We start from the raw sequence: 23,835 nt of genomic DNA on the forward strand, positions 1-23,835 counted from the left end.
CGTGACAAGCGTGACCTCTCAGGAATTTATCCAAAACAATCGAAAATCGGCTGAAACTAGATTGACAGTCGCGATAATGTATCCAATCCTGAGGCGAAATAAGGGAGGGTACGGATGGCACTCACAGCGTTCGTCACCGGCGCGGCAGGCGGTATAGGCCGCGCTGTCGCCAAGCGGCTCGCCGCAGACGGTTTCTCGATCATTGCCACCGACATGGATGCCGACCGGGCGCACGAGCTTGTCGCCTCGCTGCCGGGCGCCGGCCATGTCGGGCTCGCGCTCGACGTCAGCAGCGAAGAGGCGGTGATCGCCTGTCTTCGCGAGGTCGAAGCGGACATCGCACCGGTCAACGTGCTGGTGGCCGCCGCCGGCATCCTGATCCTCGACGAAAACGGCCAGCGCCGCCCACTCACCGAGACCAGCTTCGAGGAGTGGGACAAGACGCAGACGATCAACAGCACCGGCACGTTCCTGCTGCTGCGCGAATATCTGCGCCACCGCACCCGTGCCCCGCTGGATCACGCGCGCTTCGTCGGCTTTTCCTCCGTCGCGGCACAGCTCGGCGGCTACCGCTCCAGCTCGGCCTATATCGCCAGCAAGAGCGCGATCCTCGGCCTCATCAAGGCCGGTGCCCGCGAGGCGGCGCCCCTCGGCGTCACCGTCAACGCGGTCGCTCCCGGCCTGATCGACGCGCCGATGCTGCGCCTGTCGCTCGATCCTTCCCAGGACGCTGAGATTTCCCGCAACATCCCGATGGGCCGGATCGGCACGCCGGAGGATGTGGCCGGAGCCGTCTCCTATCTCGCCGGTCCGGACGGTGCCTATGTGACCGGCGCCACGCTGGACATCAACGGCGGCTACCGGATGCAATGACCATGCTGGAGCGCGCCCTCAACCAGATCGCAGCCCTGCTTGCCGGGCTCGCAGCCCTCGCCCTGCTGGCGATGATGCTGCACGTGACGGCGGACGTCGCGGGCAAGTACTTCCTCAACGCCCCGATCCCGGGCACCGCCGAGGTCGTGGCCAGCTACTACATGATCTCGGTCGTGTTCCTGCCGCTGGCCTGGCTTGAGGTGAAGAACGGCCCGATCGTCGTGGAGCTGTTCTTCGACATGGCCAACCCCACGGCGCGGCGCGTGATGCTGCTGCTCGGCACGCTGCTGTCGCTTGCCGTCTACGGGCTGATCGCCTGGCTTTCCTGGCAGCCGGCCATCTATGCCTGGGAAATCGGCGAGATCGTCGAAGGCGCATGGAAGGTCGTCGTCTGGCCGACCAAGTTCCTGCTGCCGCTCGGCCTCGGCCTTGCGTGCCTTGCCCAGTTCACCCGCCTCGTGCTGATCCTCTCCGGCCGCGATGTCCTGCCGGCGGAAGACCAGCCCCAGCACGCAGATCCAGTCTGAGGCCCCGATCATGGACCGTCTCGAAATCGGTTTCGTCGGCATCGTCCTGACGCTCGTCCTCATCGGCCTGCGCGTTCCCATCGGCGTTGCCATGGGCGCGGTCGCCATCGGCGGCATCTTCGCCATGCTCGGTGCCATGCCGGCCATCGGCATCGTCAAGGCCGTGCCTTACGAGCTCGTCGGCGACTGGAACCTGTCGGCAGTGCCGATGTTCCTGCTGATGGGCTACATCGCCTCGGGCGCCGGGCTCACCAAGGGCCTGTTCGCCGCGGCCCGCGTGTTCCTCAACCGGGTGCCGGGCGGTCTCGCCTCCGCGACCGTCGCCTCCAGCGCGCTGTTCGCCTCGGCCAGCGGGTCGAGCGTCGCAACCGCCGCCGCCTTCTCGCGCATCGCCATCCCGGAAATGCTGAAGGCCGGCTATGCTCCCTCGCTCGCGGCCGGTTCGGTCGCGGCCGCCGGCACGCTGGGGTCGCTGATCCCGCCGAGCGTCCTGCTGATCGTCTTCGGCCTGATGATGGACGTGTCGATCAGCGAGCTGTTCATCGCCGGCCTCATCCCCGGCCTGCTGTCGGCCGTGATGTTCGTCGGCATGATCTCGCTGCGCACCATGCTCAATCCCCAGCTGGCGCCCAAGAGCGACGAGGTCTACAGCTGGGCGGAGAAGCTCGAGCTGATCAAGGACGTGTGGCCGCTGCCGGTGCTGATCGCCGGCGTGCTCGGCGGCATCTTCACCGGCATCTTCACGGCCACCGAGGCCGGCGCCATCGGCGCGTTCCTCGCCTGCATCATCGCCGCGGCCCGTCGCCAGCTCGATATCCGGGTGATGCGCTGCGCGCTGATCGACACCGCACTCGGCACCGCGGCGATCTTCATCATCGTCGTCGGCGCGGCCCTGTTCGCCCGCTTCATCGCCCTGTCGACGGTGCCGGTCTGGGTCACCAACTTCTTCGACGGCTACAGCGCCCTCACCGTGATCCTGATGATCGGCGCGCTCTACCTGGTGCTCGGCTGCTTCCTGGAAAGCATCTCGATCATGCTGCTGACCCTGCCGGTGCTGGCGCCGATGCTGGCCCTGCTCGGCGTCGACCTGATCTGGTTCGGCATCCTGACCGTCAAGCTGCTGGAGATCGGCCTCGTCACGCCGCCGGTCGGGATGAACGTCTACGTCATCCGATCCAGTCTCGGCAGCACCATACCCCTCGGCCAGATCTTTGCCGGCGTCAGCTGGTTCATCCTGGCCGACTTCATCACGCTGGCCCTGCTGATCGCCTTCCCGGCCATCAGCCTGTGGCTGCCCGCAATCATGGCGAACTGACCCCCAAACACCTCGTTCGCCTGATCCGATCGGCGCCCGACAAGAAGCGCCGGAACATGGGAGGAAGACATGAAGAAACTGCTCGCCCTTGCGACCCTGACTGCCGGCCTGATGGGCTCGGCCGCCTATGCGGACGTGTACCAGGCCACCAACTGGATGGCTCCGGTCCACATCCTCAACGAGGAGACCTACCAGAAGTTCTCCAAGGACGTGGCGGCCGCGACCGATAGCGCCATCACCTTCGAGGTCTATTCCAGCGGCGCGCTGGTGCCGGCCAAGTCGACCATGCAGGCGATCCGCGACGGCGTCGCCCAGCTCGGCATCGTCTATCCGGGCTACACCCCCTCGGAGCTGCCGCTCAACAACGTGCTCAACGACCTCGTCTTCGTTTCCGATGACGATATCGCCTCGGCCTTCGCCTATACCGAAATGGGCATGACCAACGCGCGCATCGTCGGCGAGTGGAAGAAGAACGGCGGCATCTTCGCCGGCGGCTACTCCACCCCGGTCTACAACTTCATCTGCGTGAAGCCGATCCGCGCGGCCGCCGATGCCAAGGGCCTGAAGATCCGCACCGCCGGCGGCGCCCAGACTTCCTGGGTCGAAAATCTCGGCGGCGTTCCGGTCTCCGTGCCGATCGGCGACGTCTATTCCGGCCTCAGCCGCGGCTCCATCGACTGCACCATGTCGGACCCGACCAACCTCGACAAGGGCAACAAGTTCTGGGAAGTCGCCAAGTCCGTGACGACCCTGCCGATGGGCGTGGTGCTGGGCGCCAACTACGTGATCAACCCGGGCTTCTGGAAGGGGCTTGCCCCCGAACAGCGCCGCGTGCTGCTCGACAACATGGCCATTGGCAATGCCCGTGCGCAGGTCGCCTATCACGTCGGCGTCGCCGCGGCGATGAAAGGCTCCAAGGAGCGCGGCCTTGAGATCATCGAGCCGTCCGAGGACCTCAGCGCCAAGCTGAAGGAGTTCCAGACCAACTTCGTCGCAGGCCTGCCGAAGAAGTCCATGGACGACCGCAAGGTCGAGGATCCGACCGACCTCATCGAGGAGTTCCAGGCACTTCAGACGAAGTGGAAGGGGCTGCTTGAAGGGGTCGACCGCACCGACGCCGACGCGCTGGCCAAGATCCTCCAGGAGAACCTGTACTCGAAGATCGACGAGAACAGCTTCGGCCTGAACTGACGCTCCTGCGGCGGGTGCCGGACCTCTCCCCACGGTGCCCGCCGCTTTTTTGCCTCCCCTTTCGACCTGACGGATCATTGCCAATGACACAGAACCCCATCGCCATCGTGACCGGCGGCGGCGCGGGAATTGGCGCGGCCATTTCCCGTGTCCTTGCCGAGAACGGCCATCAGGTCATCGTCGCCGATCTTGCCGCGGACAACGCGGAAGCCGTCGCCTCCGCCATCCGCGCAAGCGGCGGCAGCGCCCGCGCCCATGCGCTGGACGTCACGGATGCGGCTGCCGTCGCCCGCCTCGCCGAGGAGGCCGGCGACGTGCGCCTGCTCGTCAATAATGCCGGCATCTTCAACGTGAAGGGCTTCTTCGAGCTGGCGCCCGATGATTTCCGGCGGATGTACGAGGTCAACCTCGTCGCCCTGTTCGACCTGTCGCAGAAGATCGCCGCGCGCATGCAACCGGGCGGCGCCATCGTCAACATCGCCTCGCGGGCGATGCTGGGCGCGCGCCACTACGCCCATTACGTCGCCTCCAAGGCGGCCGTCGCAGGCCTGACCCGCGCCATGGCGCTCGACCTTTCCGAACGCAAGATCCGCGTCAACGCGGTCGCCCCCGGCGTCATCGAGACCGACATGCTGAAGGCGCGCTCGGACACCGACCTTGACGGTCTGCGGGCGCAGCAGCCGATGGGCCAGCTCGGCGCGCCGGACGACATCGCCCATGCCGTCGCCTTTCTCGGCTCGCCTCAGGCGGGCTTCATCACGGGTCAGGTGCTGCTTGTCGACGGTGGCCGCTCGCTCGGCGGCACCACCAGCTTCTGACCATCCCCCGACCCGAGGACGGGATCATGGACACCAATCGTTTCTCTGGCCGCCTGGCCATCGTCACGGGCGCAGCCTCCGGCATCGGCTTCGCCATCGCCGAACGCCTTGCCGCGCAAGGAGCAACCGTCATCGCCGTCGACCGCGACGCGGACGGTCTGTCCCGACTGCCGGAAGGCATCGAGACGGTGACGGCCGACGTCACCGATCCGGCGCTGCCCGACACTCTTTCCAATGCTCTTGCCGGGCGCCCGCTCGCCATTCTGGTCAACAATGCCGGAGTGGGCGGGGGCGGCCGCGCCGACGAGACCAGCGCCGAGGACGTGCGGCGCTATTTCGAGATCAACGTGCTGCCGGTCTTCATGCTCAGCAAGTTCGCAATCGGCGAGATGCGCCGCACCGGCGGCGGTGCCATCGTCAACATCGCCTCGATCTACGCCATCGTCGGAGCGACCGGCAGCGCCGGCTACAGCACCAGCAAGGCCGCCGTCGACGGCATGACCCGCCAGATGGCGACCGACTTCGGGCCGGAGAACATCCGCGTCAACGCGGTCGCTCCCGGCCTCATCGAAACGCCGCTGACCGCCGAGCGGATCCGCACGGAGACCTGGCGCAAGCATGTCTTCATCGAGCAGGCGCCGCTGCGCCGGGTCGGAACGCCGGGCGAGGTGGCCGACGCCGTCGCCTTCCTCGCCAGCGACGAAGCCGCCTTCATCACCGGCGCGACGCTTCGCGTCGACGGCGGCTGGGCCGTCGGCCGCTACCCCCGCCCGGGAGATGTCGCATGACACGGAACGATCCGGTCCTGAAGGATGCGTACGACCTGATCGTCGTCGGCTCGGGGGCCGCCGGCATGGCGGCCGCCATCGCCGCACGGCTTGCCGGGCTCGAGGTTGCGATCATCGAGAAATCGGCCCATTTCGGCGGCTCGACGGCGGTTTCCGGCGGGGCGATCTGGATCCCCGACAATCCGAAGATGCGCGCCGGCGGCATGAGTGACGACAGGCAGGAGGCCTTCCGCTACATCGAGGCCGAGACCGGCAACCGGCTCAACGCCGATGTCGTACACGCCTTTCTCGACAACGGCCCGCGCATGGTCGACTTCTTCGAGAAGCACACCGCCCTGCAGTTCGACTACCGGGCCTACTCGCCCGACTATCATCCGGACACGCCGGGCGCCGCGCTCGGCGGCCGCGTGCTGGACGCCAAGGACTATGACGGCCGCCGGCTCGGCCGCTGGTTCGCGAAGCTGCGCCCGCCCATCGCCGATTTCACCATCTTCGGCGGGCTGCTGCTGAACCGCTTCGACATCGGCCATTTCATGAAGATGACGCGCTCGCTGCCTTCCGCGATGCATGCAGCGCGGCTGATGGCCCGGCATCTTCGCGACCGGCTGACCCATCCGCGCGGCACCCGTCTGGTGCTCGGGCAGGCCGTCGCCGGCCGGCTGGCCGAAAGCGTGCTGGCGCTCGACATCCCGATCTTCCTGGAAACGCCGCTTGCCGGTATCCGCCGCACCGACGGCCGGGTCGACGGCGTGGACGTCACCCATGACGGCGCAACACGCACGCTCACCGCGCGGCGCGGCGTGGTGCTGGCGGCCGGCGGGTTTCCGCAGAACGCGGCCCGGCGCAAGCAGGTGATGCCGCATGTCGCAGCCGGCGCCCCGCACTATTCCATGTCCCCCGCCGACAGCACCGGCGACACGCTGGACCTTGCAACGAAGGTCGGCGCTGCGATCACCGAAGGCAACAGCAACGCCGCGTTCTGGACGCCGGTCTCGCTGCTGCCGGGCAAGGGCGGCCCCCGCCCCTTCCCTCACCTCTTTCTCGACCGGGCAAAGCCCGGCGTCATCGCGGTGGGTCCCGACGGCAAGCGCTTCGCCAACGAGGCGACGTCCTATCACGACTTCGTCCAGGCGATGCTGTCGAGCGGCAATACCTCGGCCTGGCTGGTCTGCGATCACCGTGCGCTGCGGCGCTACGGCATGGGCGCGGTGCGTCCGTTCCCCGCACCGTTCGGCCATCACCTGCGCTCAGGCTACCTGAAGCGCGGCCGCGATGCGGCGGAGCTCGCCCGCGCCATGAACGTGCAGGAAGCCGCGCTGGCTCAGACCATCGCCGGCTTCAACACGGATGCGGCCGAGGGCACCGACCGTGCGTTCGGCAAGGGATCGACCGCCTACCAGACCTATCTGGGCGATGCGGAAAACGCTCCCAATCCCTGCCTGCGACCGCTCGACCAGACGCCCCTCTATGCCATCGAGATCTTCCCCGGCGACATCGGCACCAGCATCGGCCTGTCGGCGAACGGGCGCGGCGAGGTTCTCGCCACCGACGGCACGCCGATCCCCGGCCTCTATACCTGCGGCAACGACATGAACTCGATCATGGCCGGCAGCTATCCAGGTGCGGGCATCACGCTCGGCCCCGCCCTCACCTTCGGCTATATCGTCGGCCACACCGCGGCTGGGCTGGAGCCCTGAGCGGCTCGGCAAGACGCTGAAACGACTGCGGCCTGCCCCGGTTTCCGGAGCAGGCCGCAATGCGTTCGGGCAGACTGTGGCTGCGTTCAGCCGCGCGGTCCGATTGTCGTCGTCACCGGCGCAAGGCCGGAAATCTCGACACGGCAGACATCGCCCGGCACCATCGCGCCGACGCCGGCCGGCGTGCCGGTGTAGACGAGATCGCCGGGGCGGATGGTCACGGACGAAGACAGTGCGGCGATGATCTCCGGCACCGACCAGATCAGCAGGTCGAGCGTTGCATCCTGGCGGGTCTCGCCGTTGACCGTGAGCTGCACGCGGGTCTCGTCCGGCAGCGCCTTGCCCGGCATCGGAGTGATCTCGCCGCAAACGGCGGAACGATCGAACGCCTTGCTCCAGTCCCACGGGCGACCGCGGTCGCGCAGCGCGATCTGGATGTCGCGGCGTGTCAGGTCGTTGCCGGTCGCATAGCCGTAGACATGCTCCAGCGCCTTTTCGACCGGAATGTCCGCGCCTTCCTTGCCGATGGCGATCACCAGTTCGGCCTCGTGGTGGAAGTTCTCGGTCAGCGGCGGATAAGCGACCGTCTCGCCGTCCTGCACCAGCGCATCGGCCGGCTTGGTGAAGAAAAACGGCGGCTCGCGCTCCGGCTGAAAGCCCATCTCGCGAATGTGGTCGGCGTAGTTGCGGCCGACACAGAAGATCCGGCGTACCGGAAACCGCCCAGCCTCACCGGCGACCGGCAGGCTGCTGACCGGTGTCGGCTCAAAGATGTAATCCATGGTCTTTCCTTCCCTCGTCATCGCGGTCAGCGGACCGCGACCGTCATGGTTCCGATGCTGCTGATCTTGGCGCGCATCTCGTCGCCGGCCTTCACCTCGCTGACGCCTTCGGGCGTGCCGGTGAACAGCAGGTCGCCCGGCATCAGGGTGTAGAAGGACGAGGCGCGCTCGATCAGCGTCGCAAGATCGCGGATGAGGTCCGCGGTGCGGGCCTTCTGGCGCGTCACGCCGTTCACGCTCAGCTCCAGGTCCAGGTCGGACGGGTCGGCGATCTCGTCCGCCGTCACCATCCAGGGGCCGAGCACCGAGTAGCTGTCGCAGGACTTGCGCATGCTGCGCTCCTGCGTGCCGCGCACGGTCATGTCCAGCCCGATCGCATAGCCGGCGACATGGTCCAGCGCGGTCTCCCGCGACACCCGGTCGGCCTTGCGGCCGATTACCGCGACCAGTTCGACCTCGTGGTCGTTGCGGACCTCCGGGAACCGGATCGTCACCGGCTCGCCGGCGCCGATCAGCGAGCTCGTTGCCTTGAGGAAGAGGCCCGCCTTGTCGATCGGCATGATGTTGGTGCCGTGATGGATGTTCGGGTCTTCCAGCGCCTCGTCGAGATGCAGGCGGTAGTTCACCGGCGCGCCGATGATCTTGCGCGGCGAAGCGACCGGCGGCAGCAGGCGCACGCTGGCGAGCGGCACGGCAGGCGTCTCGTCGGCCAGCGCCTCCATCTTCGGGCGCAGCCCGTCCAGCGCGGCGATCAGCGGGTCATGATCGGGCAGCGGATAGGTGTGGGACGGCAGGTCCTCCAGCACGGCGGAGACGTCGTGAACGCCCTCTCCACGCACCACGCCCAGGCGGTTTTCTCCAAAACGACACAGTTTCATTGTCCGGTCCTCCCGACCTTTTGCGGCGCGGGCAGGATCGTTCCCTCGCACCGTCCGAATCCGATCCGCTGGCCGTTCACCTCGCCCCAGCCGGTCAGCGTCACGCTGTCGCCGTCCTCCAGGAAGACACGCGAGCCGCCGGCGGACAGCTCCACCGGGTCGCGGCCGCCCCAGGTCTGTTCCATCAGGCAGCCGAAGGCCTCGCGCTCCGGCCCGGAGATGGTGCCGGATCCGAGCAGGTCGCCGGTCTGCATCCGGCAGCCGCACAGGGCGTGATGGGTCAGCAGTTGCGGTGCGCAGTAGTAGAGATGCCTGGTGTTGGTGCGCACGATACGACTCGGCGCACCGCCCTCGGGCGTCAGATGCGCCTCCAGCGTCAGGTCGAAGAAATAGTCCTCCGGCTCCTGCAGATAGGGCAGAAGCGGGGTGTCGCGCTCAGGCGGGCCGCAGCGGAACGGCTCGAGCGCCGCACGGGTCACGACCCAGGGGCTGATCGAGGTGGCGAAGGCCTTGGACTGGAACGGCCCGAGCGGCTGGCCCTCCCAGCGCTGGATGTCGCGCGCCGACCAGTCGTTGAGCAGCACGAAGCCGAACAGGTGCTCCCACGCCTCGGCGACCGACAGGGTCTCGCCCATCTGCGTCGGCAGGGCCACGACGGCACCGAACTCGACCTCGATGTCCAGCCGGCGGCAGGCGGTCAGCTCGGGCATCTCGGCGCCCTCGCTCCGCACCTGGCCAAGCGGCCGGCGCACCGGCGTGCCCGAGACGACGACGGTGGACACCCGGCCGTTGTAGCCGATGGGCATGTGCGGCCAGTTCGGCGTCAGCGCATTCTGCGGGCCGCGCAGGATCGAGCCGGAATTGAAGGCGTGCTGGCGACCGGCATAGAAATCCGTGTAGCCGGTGACGCGGAACGGCAGATGCATGCGCACCTCGCTCATCAGCGGAAGGGCCGAGGCGCGGAGCGCCGCATTGTCGCGCAGGTCCGGCGAGCCGTCCTCGGCGAGCAGGTCGGTCAGGCGGGCGCGCAGGGCAGCCCAGGCCTTCGGACCGGCCGCCATGAAGCTGTTGATGCCAGGCTCGTCAAGACCCCAGCCGCCGGCGGCCTCGCCGAGCAGGCCGGATGCCGCCAGCGCGGCAAGGTCGACCACATGATCGCCGATGGCGACACCGCAGCGCGGAGCGTCCCCGCCACGCGAAAACACCCCGTATGGCAGATTCGCCAAGGGAAAGTCTCCTGAGGGCGAATTGGCCCCAGGCACCCAAGAAGATTGCATTTTTTCCTCCCAAAGACGCTGCCCAAAGGGTGTTTGCCCCCTGTCCGTCCTCCGGCTTGCGCCAGCTGGCAACGTTGTATTGCATTCACTTTTGACATTGATGGCAGGAAATCAAGATCGAAATCATTGACAGTCGGCATTTTCGTATACACTTTTGATCAGCACCTACCGAAACGAGGGATCCGAAACGCGCGGCAAAGCCGCAACGTTCCGGTCTCGAGGAGGAAACAAGGCAAGGTGCGTGGGAGGAAACAACGCTATGACTGCCAAGATCAGGCGGTTGGCCGCGACGCTGTCGCTGTCGACCGGTATTGCTGCGCTTTGCGCGCCCGCCATGGCCCAGGATCTCGGAGAGCCGGTTCCCCAGCTCCAGATCGCCTATTACGCGGCCGACATGGGCCCGATGTACGAACAGTCCGCACGCGTTCTGAGCGAGGAGTGGGCCAAGCTCGGCCTGTCCTTCCAGATGCAGCCGGTCCAGTTCAGCAGCTTCATCTCCAACATCATGGTCGGCGGCGGCCTCGAGGACATGGCCGTCTTCACCGTCGGCGCGGACCCGGATCGCGTGGATCCAACCTATTGGCTTCATGACCTCGGCGCCTGCGGCGCCCGGCGCAACGGCGCCAAGTGGTGCGACGAAGCCTATACCGAGATGGTCAAGAAGCAGCGCGAACTGGTGAACCAGGACGAGCGCCTGGCGCTGGTGCACGAGGCCCAGAAGTATTTCCACGATGTCGCGCCCTGGTGGCCGGCGACGAACACCGTCTACGGCATCCTGTGGAACAGCGACAAGTGGGACAACGTCACCAGCCCGGCGCCGGTCGCCGCGCATGAGGGCCTGGTCGATCCGTGGCTTTCGGCCAAGCCGAAGACCGACGACCGCATCCTCGACTGGGCGCATTACGAGGACGTGACCACCTACAACCCGATGGCCGAAGAAGGCGCCGTGGGCTGGGTGCGTTTCATCTTCGACACGTTCGCCAAGAACAACTCCAAGGGCGAGACCGTGCCGTGGGCCGCCGCCGCATGGGAGTTCACCGATCCCCAGACGGTGAAGGTCACCTTGCGCGAAGGCATGAAGTTCCACGATGGCGAGGCCGTGAACGCGGATGACGCCGTCTTCACGATCAACACCGTGGTCGAGCTGCAGCCGCCGGCAATGTCCTCGCGCATCGCCAACCTGGCCGGCGCGGAGAAGGTCGACGATCTCACCTTCAACGTGAAGCTGAAGGCTCCTGACGCGTCCTTCGTGACGACCGTCCTCACCTACCTGTTCATCCTGCCCGAGCATCACTGGGCGAACTATGAAGGCGACAAGGTCGCTCGCGATGTCGTCGCCGACGGCGCCGTGATCGGCTCCGGTCCCTTCAAGTTCAAGAGCTGGCGGGTCAACGAGACGCATGAGCTCGAGACCTTCACCGAGCACTTCCACGCTGCCGAATATGACGGCGTGCGTCGTCTGGCGCTCGGCCAGGCGGATGCGATCCGCTCGGCCATGCTCTCGGGCACCGGCGATATCGCCAGCATGGTGCTGCCGGTTGCCGCGATGAGCGACCTTGCCGCGCAGAACAACCATCTCGACTTCCTCGAGATCCCCTCGCACGGCTCCATGCTCATCTGGCTGAACAACCAGAAGGCCCCGTTCACCGACCCTGCGTTCCGCAAGGCGTTGCGCGTTGCCACCGCCAAGCAGCGGGCTGCGATCGAAGGCTGGCTCGGCTTCGCCGTCCCGGCCGGCGAAGGCCCGGTGCCGGTCCAGCTCGGCATGTGGCACAACTCCGAGCTGCCGCAGGTTCCCTTCGACGTCGACGCCGCCCGCAAGATCCTCGAGGACGCGGGTTACGGCTGGGACGGACAGGGCCGCCTGCACTTCCCCAAGAAGTAAGCCATCCCGGACCGGGGCGTTCCGCGCCCCGGCTCCCCGACTGACTTGACCACCCCGCCGCGCCCTGTCGCGGCGGGGCACGGTCCCGCACAAGCCAGCCCGAGTAAGCCATGCGCGCCTATATCCTTCGACGTCTCGCCCAGAGCGTGCTCGTCGTATGGGCCGTCACGACGATCATGTTCTTCATGTTCCGCGTGATGCCCGCCGACCCGACCGCGATCCTGCTGGAGCGCGGCCTCACCGACGAAGCGCGCCAGGCGCTGCTGGAACAGTGGGGCCTGACCGGCACCATGTGGGACCAGTATCTCGCCTATCTGGGCAACCTTCTCCAGGGCGATTTCGGCTCCTCCTTCTTCTACCGCAAGCCGGTGTGGGAAGTTCTGTGGCCGCTGATCGTCAACACCCTGTGGATCGCCGTTCCCGGCCTGCTGCTGGGCGCCGCCCTCGGCGCGGCCATCGGCACGGCCGTCGGCTGGGCCCGGCGCGGCGGCAAGCTGGAGCGCTCAGGCATCTTTCTTGCCACCGTCATCCGCGGCGTGCCCAACTTCGTCATCGGCATCGCGCTGCTCACCGTGTTTTCCTCGACGCTCGGCTGGTTCCCCGGCTTCGGCATGGGCGATCCGGGCGAGACGACGGGTTTTGCCCGCTACTTCACCCTCGACTTCCTGCATCACCTGGCGCTGCCGCTGATCGCGGTCATCATCTACTTCATGCCCGAGAACCTGCTGTTGATGCGCTCGGGCGTCGTGGAGAACCGGACGGAGGACTATATCGAGCTGGTCCGCGCCAAGGGCGTGCCGCAGCGGCGTGTCGCCTGGCATGCCGCGCGCAACTCGATGCTGCCGCTGATCACCTGGCTGTTTCCGGCACTGGCCGAGACCATCGCCGGCATCGTGGTCATCGAGATCGTCTTCTCCTGGCCGGGCGTGGGACGCGAGCTCGTGCTCGCCGTGACCCGCCAGGACTACCCGCTCGCCCAGGCGGCCTTCTTCCTTCTCGCCGTGATGATCGTGCTGGCCAACCTCGCCGCCGACCTCGTCTACGGCAAGCTCGATCCCAGGGTTGTCTACAAATGACGCAAGTTCCCGATCAGGGCGCCATTCGAGGGCGCAGCCTCTTCAGCTCGGCGCGAGAGTCGTTCCGCCTGCTGATGGAGGACAATTTCGCGGTCGTGGGCGTGGCGATCCTCGCGATCTTCATCCTGCTGGCCATCATCGGCCCCTGGCTCGCGCCGTTCGAGCCGTTCAAGGCGATGATGACCGAAAGCGGACGGCTCAACCGCCTGTCGCCGCCCAATGCCACCCATCTGCTCGGCACCACCGCCTTCGGCAACGACGTGCTCAGCCAGTTCCTGCACGGCTTCCGCGTGGCGCTGATCGTCGGCCTGGTCGCGGCCGTCGCCGTCGGGTTCATCTCCACGGTGTTCGGCGTGCTGTCGGGCTATTTCGGCGGCTATGTCGACGACTTCCTGATGCGCCTCACCGACATCGCGCTGTCGATCCCGACCCTGCCCTTCGCCATCGTCGCGGTGGCTCTGCTGGGGCCGAGCATCGAGAACATCATTCTCGTCATCACGATCCTGTTCTGGCGCAACGGCGCGCGCATCATCCGCTCCGCCGTCCTGACGGAGCGCGAGCGCGTCTACGTGAAATGGGCGCGCGCCGCCGGTGCATCGCACTTCCACATCATCATGCGGCACATCCTGCCGAACATCGTGCGCATCGTCTTCCTGTGGGTGACGATGTCGGTCGCCTTCGCGATCCTGACGGAGGCGAGCCTCTCCTTTCTCGGCCTCGGCGACCCGACGGTGGTGAGCTGGGGGCAGATGCTGAACACCGCCTTCAGCAGCGGCAACCTGCGCACCGCCTGGTGGTGGGTGGTGCCGCCGTCGCTGGCGCTGGTGCTGCTCGTCTCCTCGCTCTACCTCATCGGCCGCGCCTATGAGGAACAGACCAACCCGCGGCTGAGGAGGCGCTGATGGCCGGATCCGCCAACACCCGCTCCCCCGCGCTCGCGAAGGATCTTGCCCGGCTCGACGAACGGCTTTCGGCAAAGCCGGCCGCCCACCTGAAGGTGAACGGCCTGTCCATCGGCTACTCGACCCTGCGCGGACGCTTCCACGCGGTGGAGGATGTCAGCTTCGAGGTACGCGCCGGCACCAATCTCGGCCTTGTCGGCGAGAGCGGCTGCGGTAAGAGCACCGTGGTCAAGGCCCTGATGGGCCTCTTGCCGGAGTTCACCGGCATTTCCGGCGAGGCGCTGCTCGACGGCGAGAACATCCTCGGCCTGTCGGATGCGGAGCTCGAGCCCATCCGCTGGAACCGCATCTCGCTCATCACCCAGAGTGCGATGAACTCGCTCGACCCCGTCTATTGCATCGGCGACCAGATCTGCGAGGCGATCCTCGCGCATGAGAAGGTCGGCAAGGCGGTCGCCTGGGCGCGGGCGGAAGAGATGTTCGCCCTCGTCGGCCTGCCGGCGGCACGCCTCTACGAGTTCCCGCACCAGTTCTCCGGCGGCATGCGCCAGCGCGCGGTCATCGCCATGGCGCTGGCGCTCAATGCCGGCATGCTGCTGGCCGACGAGCCGACCACCGCGCTCGACCCGATCATGCAGTCGCAGATCATGTCGCGCATCCGCGGCATCCACGAGCACATGCGCCGCTCGATGATCCTCGTCACCCACGACATCGCCGTGGTGGCGGAGACCTGCGAGACGGTCGTGGTGATGTATGCGGGCAAGGTCGCGGAGAGCGGGCCGACGGCCGACGTGCTGGAGCGCCCCTTGCACCCCTACACAATGGGCCTGCAGAACGCCTTCCCGCGTCTGCCGGTGCGCGGCCAGCCGCGCCAGCCGCTGATCTCGATCCCCGGCACGGTGCCGAACCTGCTGCTGCCGCCCTCGGGCTGCCGCTTCGCCAGCCGCTGCCCGTTCGCGACGGACCTGTGCCGCACCACGGCACCGCAAGTCCACAAGGTCGGCGAGCAGTCGGCGGCATGCCATTACACCGACCGGGCCGACGAGTTCCGCGCGGCCGCTGCCCGCCCCGAAACCTGGCGCAACATGAGGGTAGGCGCATGACCGACACCACCGCCACTCGCCCGGTGATCGAGGCCCGCAACCTCAAGACCCATTTCCAGGGCCGCACCGGCATCTTCACCGCTTTGGCCGGCGTCACGCCGCCGGTCGCCCGGGCGCTCGACGGCGTCGACATCGCCATCCGCGAGAAGGAGATCGTCGGCCTGGTCGGGGAATCGGGTTGCGGCAAGTCCACGCTCGGCATGTCGCTGGTGCGCATGTACCAGCCCACCTCCGGCAGCATCACCTTCCGCGAGGATGACATCACCCATGTCGAGGGGCGCAAGCTGAAGGACTACCGCCGCCAGGCGCAGATCATCTTCCAGGATCCCTACAGCTCGCTCAATCCGCGCCTGACCATCGGCCAGATCATCGAAGAGCCGCTCGTCATCCACGGCATCGGCTCGGCAGCAGAACGCCGTACCAAGGTCGAGCGGGCGCTCGATCTGGTGCGGATTCCGGCAGCGGAAAACATCCACCGCTTCCCCAGCGATCTGTCGGGCGGCCAGCGCCAGCGCATCGCCATCGCCCGGGCGCTCGTGCTCGAGCCGCGCTTCATCGTCGCCGACGAGCCGGTGTCGATGCTGGACGTGTCGATCCAGGCGAGCGTGCTGGAACTGCTCGACGAGCTGTCGCGCGAGCTTGGCCTTGCCGTTCTTTACATTTCCCACGACATCGCGACCGTCGGCTACATCTGCAAGCATGTGGCGGTGATGTATCTCGGCCGCATCGTCGAGGAAGGCCGGGCCGAGGACATTCTGGCCCAGCCGCTGCATCCCTACACCCAGCGCTTGATGGCGGCGATCCCGCGCATGGACCCGGCCGAAGCGCCCGAGCGGGTGGAACTGCGCGGCGATGTTCCCTCGCCGATGAACGTGCCGCCGGGCTGCCGCTTCTCGTCCCGCTGCCCCTATGCGACCGAGCTGTGCCGGGCGGTGGAGCCGGACCTCACCGACCAGCCGGGCGGTCAGCGGGTGCGCTGCCACATCCACGACGACAGCGCTGCCAAGGCCCGGCCGGAGCTGGAACGCCCGCAAGCGGGCCGCATCACCGAAACGGAAGATGCCGGACTGCTGGCGCAGACCGCCGGCTGAGCGACAGGACAAGAAGCGATGAGCAACCTCGCCTTCGACTGGAAACACATCGCCTTCACGGCGAAGCAGGCCTTCACCGAAACCTACGGCTTCAACGGCTCGCAGGGCATGACCCATCTGGAAGGAGTGCTGATCCGCCCGGTGGATCGTCCCTCGCGCACGCTGCTCGTCTTCATGCACCCCTCCTCCACCCTGCAGTTGCTGCCGCTGCCGCGGGCCATGGCCGAGCTCGGCTTCCATGTCCTGTGTGCCGGCAGCCGCTACCAGCGCAACGACACCGCGCTGATCATGGAAAACGTGCTGCTCGATCTCGGTGCCTATATCCGTGCGGCCAGGGAAGACTGGGGTTATGAGCGCATCGTCCTGTGCGGATGGAGCGGCGGCGGATCGCTGACCATGCTCTACCAGTCGCAGGCCGAGCGGCCGACCATCACGCACACGCCGGCCGGCGATCCCGTCGACGTGGCCGGCGCCGGGCTGATCCCGGCCGATGCGGTGCTCAGCCTTGCCGCCCACGCCTCGCGCGCGGTGCTGCTGCAGGAATGGCTCGACCCGTCGATGCGCAACGAGACCGATCCCGACGACCGCGACCCGGAACTCGACCTCTACCTGCCGGGCTACGAGGCCCGCACCGAGCCTTATTCGCCGGAGTTCGTCGCCCGCTACCGGGCCGCGCAGGCCGCGCGCATGGAGCGCATCACCAACGGCGTGCTGGAGCGGCTCGATGACCTGCGCCGGCGCGGCGGCAAGGAGATGGAGCGCGCCTTCGTCACCTACCGCACCATGGCCGACCCGCGCTTCCTCGACCCGACGCTTGAGCCGAACGGTCGCAAGCCGGGCTGGAGCTATCTCGGCCACCCGGAAACGGTGAACAGCGGCCCGGCGGGCCTTGGCCGGTTCTCGACCCTGCGCAGCTGGCTGTCGCAATGGTCGCCGGCCCATTCGCGGGCCAACTCGCTGATCACCGCCCGTCATATCAGCGTGCCGTTCCTTGCCATCGAATGCGGCGCGGACGATGCCGTGCCACAGCCCCACACGGCCGCGGTCTTTGCCGCCGTCGGCTCCGCCGACCGCGAGATGAAGCTCGTGGAGGGCGCCAATCATTACTTCGTCAATCAGCCCGAAAGGCTTGCCACAGCAACCGGCATCGTGTCGGAATGGCTGAGGACGCGAGGTTACGACTAGCTACAACCGGATCGGAATGGCCATGGCGGGCGATATCTACGACAGGATCAGGGCGCTGATCGCCTCCGGGGCCTATCTCGGCGGCGATGTCCTTCCCGAAAGCGAGCTTGCCGCCCGCCTCGGCGTCAGTCGCACGCCCATCCGCGAGGCGTTGCGCCGCCTGCAGGCCGAGGGCGTGATCCGGCGCGAGGCCTATCGCCGGGCGGTGGTGGTCGATGTCGACCCCAACGAGGTCATCCATATCTTCACCGCCCGCGCCTCGCTGGAGCCGATTGCCGTGGGCATGGCGGCGCGCCACACCGACGAGGCCTTCCTGAAGGAGCTGCGCGAGCTTCACGAAGGCATGGACGAGGCGATCCACGAGAGCGAGCCCGACCGGCGCCTCTATCGCGACCTCAACGCCCGGTTCCACCGGGTGATCTGGGCGCAAGGGGGCAATGCCTTCTTCGCCGAGCTGGTCAATCTGGTGGCCCGCAAGCCGGTCGTCAGCCCGACCTTCAACAGCTGGACGCGAACCGAGCTGATGCGCAGCAACCGCCAGCACGGCGATCTGGTGGAGGCCTTGTCGGCGGGCGATGCGGAATGGGCGGAGGCTGCAATGCGCGCCCACCTTCTGTCCTCGCGCGCCACCTATCGCCGGATCAGCGCCGACACGCCCGAGACAGCCCCGCGCAAGCAGGACTGGATGTTCCCCGATCCGGGCACCGTGGACGCCAAGGCCGAGACCGCCTCGGTGCGCTGAGCGCGTGCACGCGGCAGCCGGACCGGAAAACCCGGCCCGGCCACCCGCCGCGTCACACGGGGCAGGCGAGTGCGGCCAGTCTTCTGCGCCCGATCCAGACCAGCCCCAGCGCCGAGGCGGCAAGCAGGCCGCCGGCAATCGGCACGGCGGCATAGCCGAGACCGAGGCTGATCACCGCACCGCCGACGGCTGCGCCGATGGCATTGCCGAGATTGAACGCACCGATATTGATCGACGAGGCAAGGCCCGGCGCATCGGCCGCCGCCTGCATCACCCGCATCTGCACCGGCGGCACGATGGCGAAGGCCGCCGCGCCCCAGGCCAGCAGGGTGACCGCCGCCACGCTCTGGCTACCCATCAGAACCGGCATTGCCAGCATGATCGCGGCCAGCGCGGCAAGGAAGATCGCCGTCGCCCCGTCCAACGACCAGTCGGCGACGCGCCCGCCCAGCCAGTTGCCGATGGTGAAACCGAGCCCGACCAGCACGAGAGCAAGGGTCAGGAAGGTGGCCGAGGCCCCGGTCAGCACGTCCAGCAGCGGCGCGACATAGGTGTAGAGCGTGAACATCGCGCTGGAACTCAGCACGGTGGTCAGCAGTGCGATCAGCACCTGCGGCTGCACCAGCACCCGCAGCTCGCGCCCCACATCGGGGCGCAGACCCGGCGCCCCCTTCGGCAGGGCCAGCCAGAGCGCGGCGATGGTGACGAGGCCGAGCACCGCTGTGCCCGCGAACGCCTCGCGCCAGCCGATCTGCTGGCCGACCCAGGTCGCCAGCGGCACACCGCCGACATTGGCGATCGTCAGGCCCATGAACATCGTCGCAACGGCACTTGCCTGCCGCTCGCGCGGCACGACGCTCGCGGCCACCACCGCGCCGAGACCGAAGAACGCCCCGTGGTTGAGGCTGGTGACGACACGCGAGGCCAGCAGCGTCCAGTAGTCGGGCGAGAGCGCCGACATGAGGTTGCCGAGCGTGAAGATCGCCATCAGGCACATCAGCGCCGTCCGCTTGCCGAAGCGGGCGAAGAGCAGCGTCATCACCGGCGCACCGGCCATCACGCCCATGGCATAGGCGCTCACCAACAGGCCGGCGGTGGGGATCGAGACATCCACCCCGTCGGCGATCACCGGCAGCAGGCCCATGGGAGAAAATTCGGTCGTGCCGATGCCGAAGGCGCCGATCGCCAGCGCCAGCAACGGCCAGCGCGAACCGCGCTGGTCGGGAATTGCGGTCATGGTTCTGTCCTCATGCGGAAGCGGCCGGCGCTGCCGCCAGGGCGTGCGCTTGGCCGGGATCACGGCAGCGTAGCCCACCGGATCCGTTCCTCGTTTTCATGGGTGAAGTCATACGACCGGCAAAAGCGCTTGATAATCGCCCGTGAAAGCACATCATCCGTGAACTTGTTTCATAGATGAGGCCGTCATGGATAACCGCGTGGGGGAAATGCAGGTCTTCCTGCGAGTGGTGAAAAGCGGCAGCTTCTCCGCCGCGGCCCGGCAGATGCAGATGACCCCGTCGACCGTTTCCAAGCTGATCGGCCGGATCGAGACGCGGCTCGGCGTGCGACTGCTCGAGCGCTCGACCCGGCACCTGTCGCTGACGGCGGAGGGCCGGGCCTATTACGAGCGCAGCCAGGCGCTGCTGGCGGACCTGGAGGAGATCGAGCGCGACCTGACGCAAGGCTCGGCGAGCCCCCATGGCACGGTGCGGGTCAGCGCCTCGGTCGGCTTCGGCATCGTCGCGCTGGAGCCGCTTCTGCCTGCCTTCTGGGCCGAATATCCCAATGTGGTGATCGATCTCTCGCTCTCCGACGAGATCGTCGACCTCTATCTCGACCGCACGGACGTCGCCTTTCGCGTCGGCACCCTTGCGAATTCCAGCCTGACGGCCCGCAAGCTCGGCACCGCGCCGCGCAAGATCATCGCCTCGCCCGCCTATCTGGCACGGCACGGCGTGCCCAGGACAATCGAGGACCTTGCCCAGCACAATTGCATCGGCTTCAACTTTCGCCGCTCCGCGCCCGTCTGGCCGCTGCGCGAAGGCGGGCGGATGATCGAGCGGAACGTCGCCGGCACGCTGCTTGCCAACAATGGCGAGAGCGTGCGGCGCATGGTTCTTGCCGGCGTCGGGCTCGGGCGGATGGGCGAGTTCCATGTGCGCGAGGACCTGAAATCCGGGGCGCTGGTCGAGGTGCTGGCCGATGCGGTGGAAGGCGACACGGAGGACATCCATGCCCTGTTTCTCGGCGGCGACCGGCTGCCCCACCGCCTGCGTGCGTTTCTCGACTTCATGACGCCGCGCCTGCGCGCGTTCCTGGCCGAGGGGCACTGAAGCCATAGGAGAGGCTACAGAACGGCTCGCGTTCCTGCCGCCAGAAGCACGATCCGCACGTCCGACGGCGTCAGGCCGAAGCCCTTCACGGCAGCAAACACGGCGCGGCGAAGATCGGCGGCCTCCTCCCCCCGCCCGCCGGCGGCAAACGCGATCTCGATGCGGGTGAAGACGGAGCGGCCGGGCACGGGCGGCACGAAGCAGTCCTCGTCATACTCCAACAGACGGACGGATGGTGCCTGCACGGCCGGGGCAAGCGCGGCGGCGACCGCGCCGCCCACACTGTCGAGGAAGGCCGCCCGGTCCCTTGCCAGCCAGCCGCGCCGGGTCTCGATCAGAATATCGGCCAACCCGTCCTCCCCTGGCAAAGGGCTGCCGGTCACACGAGCAGCGGCTGGACGATCAGCCAGATGCCAAGTGCGAACAGGCCACCGAGGAAGGCCTTTCGAAAGGTCGCCACCGGCATGCGCCGGCGTGCGGCCTGCCCGAGATACATGCCGATGCAGGCCGCCACCAGCGCCAGCGGTGCAAGCGGCATCATCGTGGCGGAAACCACACCGCTCGCTGCGATGTTCACAGCAAGAGCCGCTGTCGAGACGACGAAGAACAGGCCCAGCGCCTGCACCAGGCGGGTCTTTTCCAGCCCGAGCGCCTGCATGTAGGGCACGGCGGGAATGACGAACACGCCGGTCGTCGCGTTGAGCAGGCCGGTGGCGATCCCGACCACAAGGCTGGTGATCCGTTCGTGCCGGCGCGGCACGGTCAGCTTCAGCGAGGCCAGCGTCACCAGTGCATAGAGACAGACGACGATGCCTAGCACGGAGGTGCCGTAGCGCCCGGCCGCCCCTTCCATCCAGCCCATGCCCGACCAGGTGCCGATGCACAGGCCAACCAACATCGGCCAGAGCTTCCTGGCCAGTTCGCCCAGCGCCCCGCCTTGCAGCATCTGCCAGATGTTGGTGACGAAGGACGGCAGCAGCATGATCGCCGCCGCCTGGGTGGGCGGCATCACCATGGCCAGCAACCCGATGGAGATGGTCGGCAGGCCGAAGCCGACGACGCCCTTGGCAAAGCCGGCGAGCACGAAGGCGACGGCAACGAGCAGGAGAAGCGAGATTGTCATGCGGCGAACCTGCGCCAAACGCCGCGGGCTCGCAATGCGGAGGTTTCAAAGTTAGGCTTTGGCAAATCCATAAGCTGGGGATGACCCATGCGTTTCGATCTGGTCGACCTTCGCCTGTTCCTCAACATCGTTTCCGCCGGCAGCATCACCCATGGCGCCGAGCTGTCGAACCTAACGGTCGGCTCCGCCAGCGCCCGAATCCGTGCCATGGAGGATACGCTCGGTGCGCCGCTGCTTGTGCGCCAGCGCCACGGCGTCATTACCGCACAGGCGGGCGAGTGCCTTGCCGGGCACGCGCGGCTGATCCTGCGGCAGGCGGAGGCGATGCGCAGCGAGCTCGCCCCCTTCGCCCGCGGGCTGACCGGGACGCTGCGGCTCGTTTCCAACACCGCCGCCTTGAGCGAGCACCTGCCGGAGCTGCTTGCCGGGTTCCTGCGCGCCAATCCGGCGATCAGCGTCGACGTGGAGGAGATGGAGAGCGCAGCCATCGGCGCGGCGATTTCCGCCGGCGACGCGGATATCGGCATCGCCTCGGCGTCCGAGCTTCCCGAAGCCCTGGAAAAGCTCCCCTTTCGCGAGGATCGGCTGGTCGTCGCCTTCGCGGCATCGGAGGCGGCCGGCTCCGGCGAAACCGCGCTCGCCTTTGCCGATATCGTCGTGCGCCCCTTCGTCTGTCTGTCGCGCGGCAGCGCGCTGCAACGGCATATCGCAAGTCAGGCGGCGCGCATCGGCAAGACGCTGAAGGTGCGCGCCCGCGTCACCAGCTTCGACGCCATGTGCCAGATGGTCGGCGCGGGCGCCGGCATCGCCATCCTGCCCGAGGCGGCTGCGCACCGGCACAAGGCGGGCACGGGCATCGCCGTGCTGCCGCTGTCCGACGGCTGGGCCCGGCGCGATCTCGCCATCTGCGTCAGCACGACCAGCCGGCTGCCGGATGCGGCGCAGCGCCTCGCCCGGCACCTGCATGACCAGGGCCGGCGTTGACTTTCCACCGGCAAGATCCGTCTGAACAGGCACCGAAGCACATCCGCTGCCCGCCTGCCTTGCATTTGACCCGATCGGCGGACAGGCTGACCATCATCGCAACTCCTGCCCCTTACCGATTTTCTGGAGCCATACGTGGGATCTTCTTCAAACAAGCTGCGCATCGCCGTGCTCTTCGGCGGACGTTCCGCCGAACATGACGTTTCCATCCTGTCGGCGACCAACGTGATGAGCGCCCTGGATCCTGCGAAATACGATGCCGTGCCGGTTTACGTCTCGCCCCAGGGCACGTGGTTGCTGAGCCGCTTCGAGGACGGAAAGGTCGCCCTGCCCGAAACCGGCATGCAGCTTTGCCTGGTTCCCGGCGGCAAGGGCCGGTTGCTGGCGCTTCCCCCCGAGGGCGGCGCGCTCGACATGCCCGCCATCGACATCCTGTTCCCGGTGCTGCACGGGTTGCACGGCGAGGACGGCTCCGTGCAGGGCCTTGCCGAGGTCGCCGACGTGCCGCTGGCCGGCTGCGGCATCCTCGGCTCGGCCACCGCGCTCGACAAGGATATCGCCAAGCGGCTGTTCCGCGACGCCGGGCTTTCGGCTGCCCGCTCGCTGACCCTGCATCCGGGCGCAGTGCCCTCGTTCGAAGAACTCACCGAAGCGCTCGGCCTGCCGGTCTTCCTCAAGCCGGCCCGCCAGGGCTCGTCCGTCGGCGTCAGCAAGGTCACCAGCGCCGAAGGCTACGCGGCAGCGCTTCAGGAAGGCTTCCGGCACGACCGCAAGCTGCTGGCCGAGGAGTTCATCCAGGGCCGCGAGATCGAGTGCGCCGTGCTGGAGCGGCCCGACGGCACGCTGTTCGTCTCCCGTCCGGGCGAGATCGTGCCGGCCGAAAGCCACGGCTTCTACAGCTACGACGCCAAGTATATCGACGCGGACGGGGCCGCCCTGATGGTGCCGACCGAACTTCCCGAGCAGGTCGAGGCCGAGATGCTGGACATGGCCGCACGCGCCTTCCGTGCGCTTGGCTGCGACGGCATGGCCCGCGCGGACTTCTTCGTCACCGCCGACCTGCGCATCCTCGTCAACGAGCTCAACACCATCCCAGGCTTCACCGATATCAGCATGTATTCCAAGGTGATGGCGGCCAGCGGCGTACCTTACGCCGAGCTGATCGACCGGCTGGTCGAGCACGGCCTTGCCCGCGCGGGTCGCTAGACGTTTCCTGAACGAAAACGCCCGGCCGTTGCCGGCCGGGCGCAACAGGCGTGAGACGC

Annotated in this window: 23 protein-coding genes; 17 read left to right on the forward strand and 6 right to left on the reverse strand. The window is 67.5% G+C overall.

All coding sequences use genetic code 11. The features are described from left to right. Positions 1-114: 114 nt before the first annotated feature. The 7 genes from ACVJ6E_RS21030 to ACVJ6E_RS21060 all read left to right on the forward strand — a co-directional run bounded on the left by ACVJ6E_RS21030 (position 115) and on the right by ACVJ6E_RS21060 (position 7,209). Positions 115-873, forward strand: coding sequence for an SDR family oxidoreductase (locus ACVJ6E_RS21030; protein WP_120268499.1), 759 nt, complete (start codon positions 115-117; stop codon positions 871-873). A 2-nt stretch (positions 874-875) separates the two neighbouring features. Then, positions 876-1,400, forward strand: coding sequence for a TRAP transporter small permease subunit (locus ACVJ6E_RS21035; protein ID WP_088946094.1), 525 nt, complete (start codon positions 876-878; stop codon positions 1,398-1,400). A 10-nt stretch (positions 1,401-1,410) separates the two neighbouring features. Further along, positions 1,411-2,715, forward strand: coding sequence for a TRAP transporter large permease (locus tag ACVJ6E_RS21040; RefSeq protein ID WP_067220246.1), 1,305 nt, complete (start codon positions 1,411-1,413; stop codon positions 2,713-2,715). A gap of 69 nt (positions 2,716-2,784) precedes the next feature. After that, the gene (locus tag ACVJ6E_RS21045; protein ID WP_120268498.1) at positions 2,785-3,906 is read left to right on the forward strand and encodes a C4-dicarboxylate TRAP transporter substrate-binding protein; all 1,122 of its coding nucleotides are present in this window, start codon (positions 2,785-2,787) and stop codon (positions 3,904-3,906) included. A gap of 83 nt (positions 3,907-3,989) precedes the next feature. Further along, entirely contained in the window at positions 3,990-4,724 is a 735-nt protein-coding gene (locus tag ACVJ6E_RS21050; RefSeq protein WP_120268497.1) for an SDR family NAD(P)-dependent oxidoreductase, read from the forward strand. Positions 4,725-4,750: 26 nt separating this feature from the next. Further along, on the forward strand, positions 4,751-5,512 hold the full coding sequence (locus tag ACVJ6E_RS21055; protein WP_120268496.1) for an SDR family oxidoreductase: 762 nt from the start codon (positions 4,751-4,753) through the stop codon (positions 5,510-5,512). Continuing rightward, positions 5,509-7,209, forward strand: coding sequence for an FAD-dependent oxidoreductase (locus ACVJ6E_RS21060; protein WP_120268495.1), 1,701 nt, complete (start codon positions 5,509-5,511; stop codon positions 7,207-7,209). The genes ACVJ6E_RS21055 and ACVJ6E_RS21060 overlap by 4 nt, the downstream gene beginning before the upstream one ends. Before the next feature lie 86 nt (positions 7,210-7,295). Here the strand turns inward: ACVJ6E_RS21060 and ACVJ6E_RS21065 are convergent, their stop codons facing one another. From ACVJ6E_RS21065 to fahA, 3 genes are read right to left on the reverse strand one after another with little or no spacing between them, the layout of a single operon-like run. Next, on the reverse strand, positions 7,296-7,991 hold the full coding sequence (locus tag ACVJ6E_RS21065) for a fumarylacetoacetate hydrolase family protein (RefSeq protein ID WP_120268494.1): 696 nt from the start codon (positions 7,989-7,991) through the stop codon (positions 7,296-7,298). Between the two features lie 26 nt (positions 7,992-8,017). Then, positions 8,018-8,869: a fumarylacetoacetate hydrolase family protein gene (locus ACVJ6E_RS21070; protein ID WP_120268493.1), complete on the reverse strand. Its 852-nt coding sequence runs from the start codon at positions 8,867-8,869 to the stop codon at positions 8,018-8,020. Continuing rightward, the gene (gene fahA, locus ACVJ6E_RS21075) at positions 8,866-10,146 is read right to left on the reverse strand and encodes a fumarylacetoacetase (RefSeq protein WP_120268492.1); all 1,281 of its coding nucleotides are present in this window, start codon (positions 10,144-10,146) and stop codon (positions 8,866-8,868) included. The genes ACVJ6E_RS21070 and fahA overlap by 4 nt, the downstream gene beginning before the upstream one ends. A 259-nt stretch (positions 10,147-10,405) precedes the next feature. Between fahA and ACVJ6E_RS21080 the strand changes: the two genes are divergently transcribed. The 7 genes from ACVJ6E_RS21080 (at position 10,406) to ACVJ6E_RS21110 (ending at position 18,130) form a co-directional block, all read left to right on the forward strand. After that, a complete protein-coding gene (locus tag ACVJ6E_RS21080; RefSeq protein WP_120268491.1) occupies positions 10,406-12,031 on the forward strand; it encodes an ABC transporter substrate-binding protein in 1,626 nt (541 codons plus the stop codon). A 110-nt stretch (positions 12,032-12,141) separates the two neighbouring features. Next, positions 12,142-13,107 carry an ABC transporter permease gene (locus tag ACVJ6E_RS21085; RefSeq protein ID WP_120268490.1) on the forward strand — a complete coding sequence of 322 codons (966 nt, stop codon included), beginning with the start codon at positions 12,142-12,144 and terminating at the stop codon, positions 13,105-13,107. Then, positions 13,104-14,009 (forward strand): ABC transporter permease, encoded by a 906-nt coding sequence (locus ACVJ6E_RS21090; RefSeq protein WP_120268489.1) that lies wholly within the window; start codon positions 13,104-13,106, stop codon positions 14,007-14,009. The genes ACVJ6E_RS21085 and ACVJ6E_RS21090 overlap by 4 nt, the downstream gene beginning before the upstream one ends. Next, complete coding sequence (locus ACVJ6E_RS21095) at positions 14,009-15,112, forward strand: ABC transporter ATP-binding protein (RefSeq protein ID WP_120268488.1); 1,104 nt, start codon at positions 14,009-14,011, stop codon at positions 15,110-15,112. The genes ACVJ6E_RS21090 and ACVJ6E_RS21095 overlap by 1 nt, the downstream gene beginning before the upstream one ends. Further along, positions 15,109-16,203: an oligopeptide/dipeptide ABC transporter ATP-binding protein gene (locus ACVJ6E_RS21100; protein WP_120268487.1), complete on the forward strand. Its 1,095-nt coding sequence runs from the start codon at positions 15,109-15,111 to the stop codon at positions 16,201-16,203. The genes ACVJ6E_RS21095 and ACVJ6E_RS21100 overlap by 4 nt, the downstream gene beginning before the upstream one ends. Positions 16,204-16,221: 18 nt before the next feature. Then, entirely contained in the window at positions 16,222-17,388 is a 1,167-nt protein-coding gene (locus ACVJ6E_RS21105) for an alpha/beta hydrolase (RefSeq protein WP_120268486.1), read from the forward strand. Positions 17,389-17,410: 22 nt separating this feature from the next. After that, positions 17,411-18,130: a GntR family transcriptional regulator gene (locus ACVJ6E_RS21110; RefSeq protein ID WP_158592666.1), complete on the forward strand. Its 720-nt coding sequence runs from the start codon at positions 17,411-17,413 to the stop codon at positions 18,128-18,130. Between the two features lie 52 nt (positions 18,131-18,182). On the opposite strand, the gene ACVJ6E_RS21115 is transcribed toward ACVJ6E_RS21110, so the two are convergent. Then, entirely contained in the window at positions 18,183-19,367 is a 1,185-nt protein-coding gene (locus tag ACVJ6E_RS21115) for an MFS transporter (RefSeq protein WP_120269214.1), read from the reverse strand. Between the two features lie 187 nt (positions 19,368-19,554). Here ACVJ6E_RS21115 and ACVJ6E_RS21120 point away from each other — a divergent pair, with 187 nt between their 5' ends. Then, complete coding sequence (locus ACVJ6E_RS21120; RefSeq protein ID WP_120268484.1) at positions 19,555-20,463, forward strand: LysR family transcriptional regulator; 909 nt, start codon at positions 19,555-19,557, stop codon at positions 20,461-20,463. 14 nt (positions 20,464-20,477) lie between these two features. Here ACVJ6E_RS21120 and ACVJ6E_RS21125 read toward each other — a convergent pair whose 3' ends face one another. Both ACVJ6E_RS21125 and ACVJ6E_RS21130 read right to left on the reverse strand, forming a co-directional pair. Further along, positions 20,478-20,813 (reverse strand): hypothetical protein, encoded by a 336-nt coding sequence (locus ACVJ6E_RS21125; RefSeq protein WP_120268483.1) that lies wholly within the window; start codon positions 20,811-20,813, stop codon positions 20,478-20,480. A gap of 29 nt (positions 20,814-20,842) precedes the next feature. Continuing rightward, positions 20,843-21,586, reverse strand: coding sequence for a sulfite exporter TauE/SafE family protein (locus ACVJ6E_RS21130; RefSeq protein WP_120268482.1), 744 nt, complete (start codon positions 21,584-21,586; stop codon positions 20,843-20,845). An 87-nt stretch (positions 21,587-21,673) separates the two neighbouring features. On the opposite strand from ACVJ6E_RS21130, the gene ACVJ6E_RS21135 reads away from it, so the two are divergent. Both ACVJ6E_RS21135 and ACVJ6E_RS21140 read left to right on the forward strand, forming a co-directional pair. After that, positions 21,674-22,570: a LysR family transcriptional regulator gene (locus ACVJ6E_RS21135; RefSeq protein WP_120268481.1), complete on the forward strand. Its 897-nt coding sequence runs from the start codon at positions 21,674-21,676 to the stop codon at positions 22,568-22,570. 135 nt (positions 22,571-22,705) lie between these two features. Then, positions 22,706-23,776, forward strand: coding sequence for a D-alanine--D-alanine ligase family protein (locus ACVJ6E_RS21140; protein WP_120268480.1), 1,071 nt, complete (start codon positions 22,706-22,708; stop codon positions 23,774-23,776). Positions 23,777-23,835: the final 59 nt, after the last annotated feature.

The sequence above is a fragment of the Stappia sp. G46H5W genome, assembly GCF_058448995.1.

What these genes read in the sequence shown, in the direction of transcription:
- ACVJ6E_RS21100 (WP_120268487.1), top strand. Translation starts at nt 15,109, where the DNA reads ATGACCGACACCACCGCCACTCGCCCGGTGATCGAGGCCCGCAACCTC.
- ACVJ6E_RS21035 (WP_088946094.1), top strand. Translation starts at nt 876, where the DNA reads ATGCTGGAGCGCGCCCTCAACCAGATCGCAGCCCTGCTTGCCGGGCTC.
- fahA (WP_120268492.1), bottom strand. Translation starts at nt 10,146, where the DNA reads ATGCAATCTTCTTGGGTGCCTGGGGCCAATTCGCCCTCAGGAGACTTT.
- ACVJ6E_RS21080 (WP_120268491.1), top strand. Translation starts at nt 10,406, where the DNA reads ATGACTGCCAAGATCAGGCGGTTGGCCGCGACGCTGTCGCTGTCGACC.
- ACVJ6E_RS21085 (WP_120268490.1), top strand. Translation starts at nt 12,142, where the DNA reads ATGCGCGCCTATATCCTTCGACGTCTCGCCCAGAGCGTGCTCGTCGTA.
- ACVJ6E_RS21130 (WP_120268482.1), bottom strand. Translation starts at nt 21,586, where the DNA reads ATGACAATCTCGCTTCTCCTGCTCGTTGCCGTCGCCTTCGTGCTCGCC.
- ACVJ6E_RS21030 (WP_120268499.1), top strand. Translation starts at nt 115, where the DNA reads ATGGCACTCACAGCGTTCGTCACCGGCGCGGCAGGCGGTATAGGCCGC.
- ACVJ6E_RS21110 (WP_158592666.1), top strand. Translation starts at nt 17,411, where the DNA reads ATGGCGGGCGATATCTACGACAGGATCAGGGCGCTGATCGCCTCCGGG.
- ACVJ6E_RS21065 (WP_120268494.1), bottom strand. Translation starts at nt 7,991, where the DNA reads ATGGATTACATCTTTGAGCCGACACCGGTCAGCAGCCTGCCGGTCGCC.
- ACVJ6E_RS21050 (WP_120268497.1), top strand. Translation starts at nt 3,990, where the DNA reads ATGACACAGAACCCCATCGCCATCGTGACCGGCGGCGGCGCGGGAATT.
- ACVJ6E_RS21055 (WP_120268496.1), top strand. Translation starts at nt 4,751, where the DNA reads ATGGACACCAATCGTTTCTCTGGCCGCCTGGCCATCGTCACGGGCGCA.
- ACVJ6E_RS21120 (WP_120268484.1), top strand. Translation starts at nt 19,555, where the DNA reads ATGGATAACCGCGTGGGGGAAATGCAGGTCTTCCTGCGAGTGGTGAAA.
- ACVJ6E_RS21115 (WP_120269214.1), bottom strand. Translation starts at nt 19,367, where the DNA reads ATGACCGCAATTCCCGACCAGCGCGGTTCGCGCTGGCCGTTGCTGGCG.
- ACVJ6E_RS21070 (WP_120268493.1), bottom strand. Translation starts at nt 8,869, where the DNA reads ATGAAACTGTGTCGTTTTGGAGAAAACCGCCTGGGCGTGGTGCGTGGA.
- ACVJ6E_RS21135 (WP_120268481.1), top strand. Translation starts at nt 21,674, where the DNA reads ATGCGTTTCGATCTGGTCGACCTTCGCCTGTTCCTCAACATCGTTTCC.
- ACVJ6E_RS21045 (WP_120268498.1), top strand. Translation starts at nt 2,785, where the DNA reads ATGAAGAAACTGCTCGCCCTTGCGACCCTGACTGCCGGCCTGATGGGC.
- ACVJ6E_RS21040 (WP_067220246.1), top strand. Translation starts at nt 1,411, where the DNA reads ATGGACCGTCTCGAAATCGGTTTCGTCGGCATCGTCCTGACGCTCGTC.
- ACVJ6E_RS21105 (WP_120268486.1), top strand. Translation starts at nt 16,222, where the DNA reads ATGAGCAACCTCGCCTTCGACTGGAAACACATCGCCTTCACGGCGAAG.
- ACVJ6E_RS21095 (WP_120268488.1), top strand. Translation starts at nt 14,009, where the DNA reads ATGGCCGGATCCGCCAACACCCGCTCCCCCGCGCTCGCGAAGGATCTT.
- ACVJ6E_RS21090 (WP_120268489.1), top strand. Translation starts at nt 13,104, where the DNA reads ATGACGCAAGTTCCCGATCAGGGCGCCATTCGAGGGCGCAGCCTCTTC.
- ACVJ6E_RS21060 (WP_120268495.1), top strand. Translation starts at nt 5,509, where the DNA reads ATGACACGGAACGATCCGGTCCTGAAGGATGCGTACGACCTGATCGTC.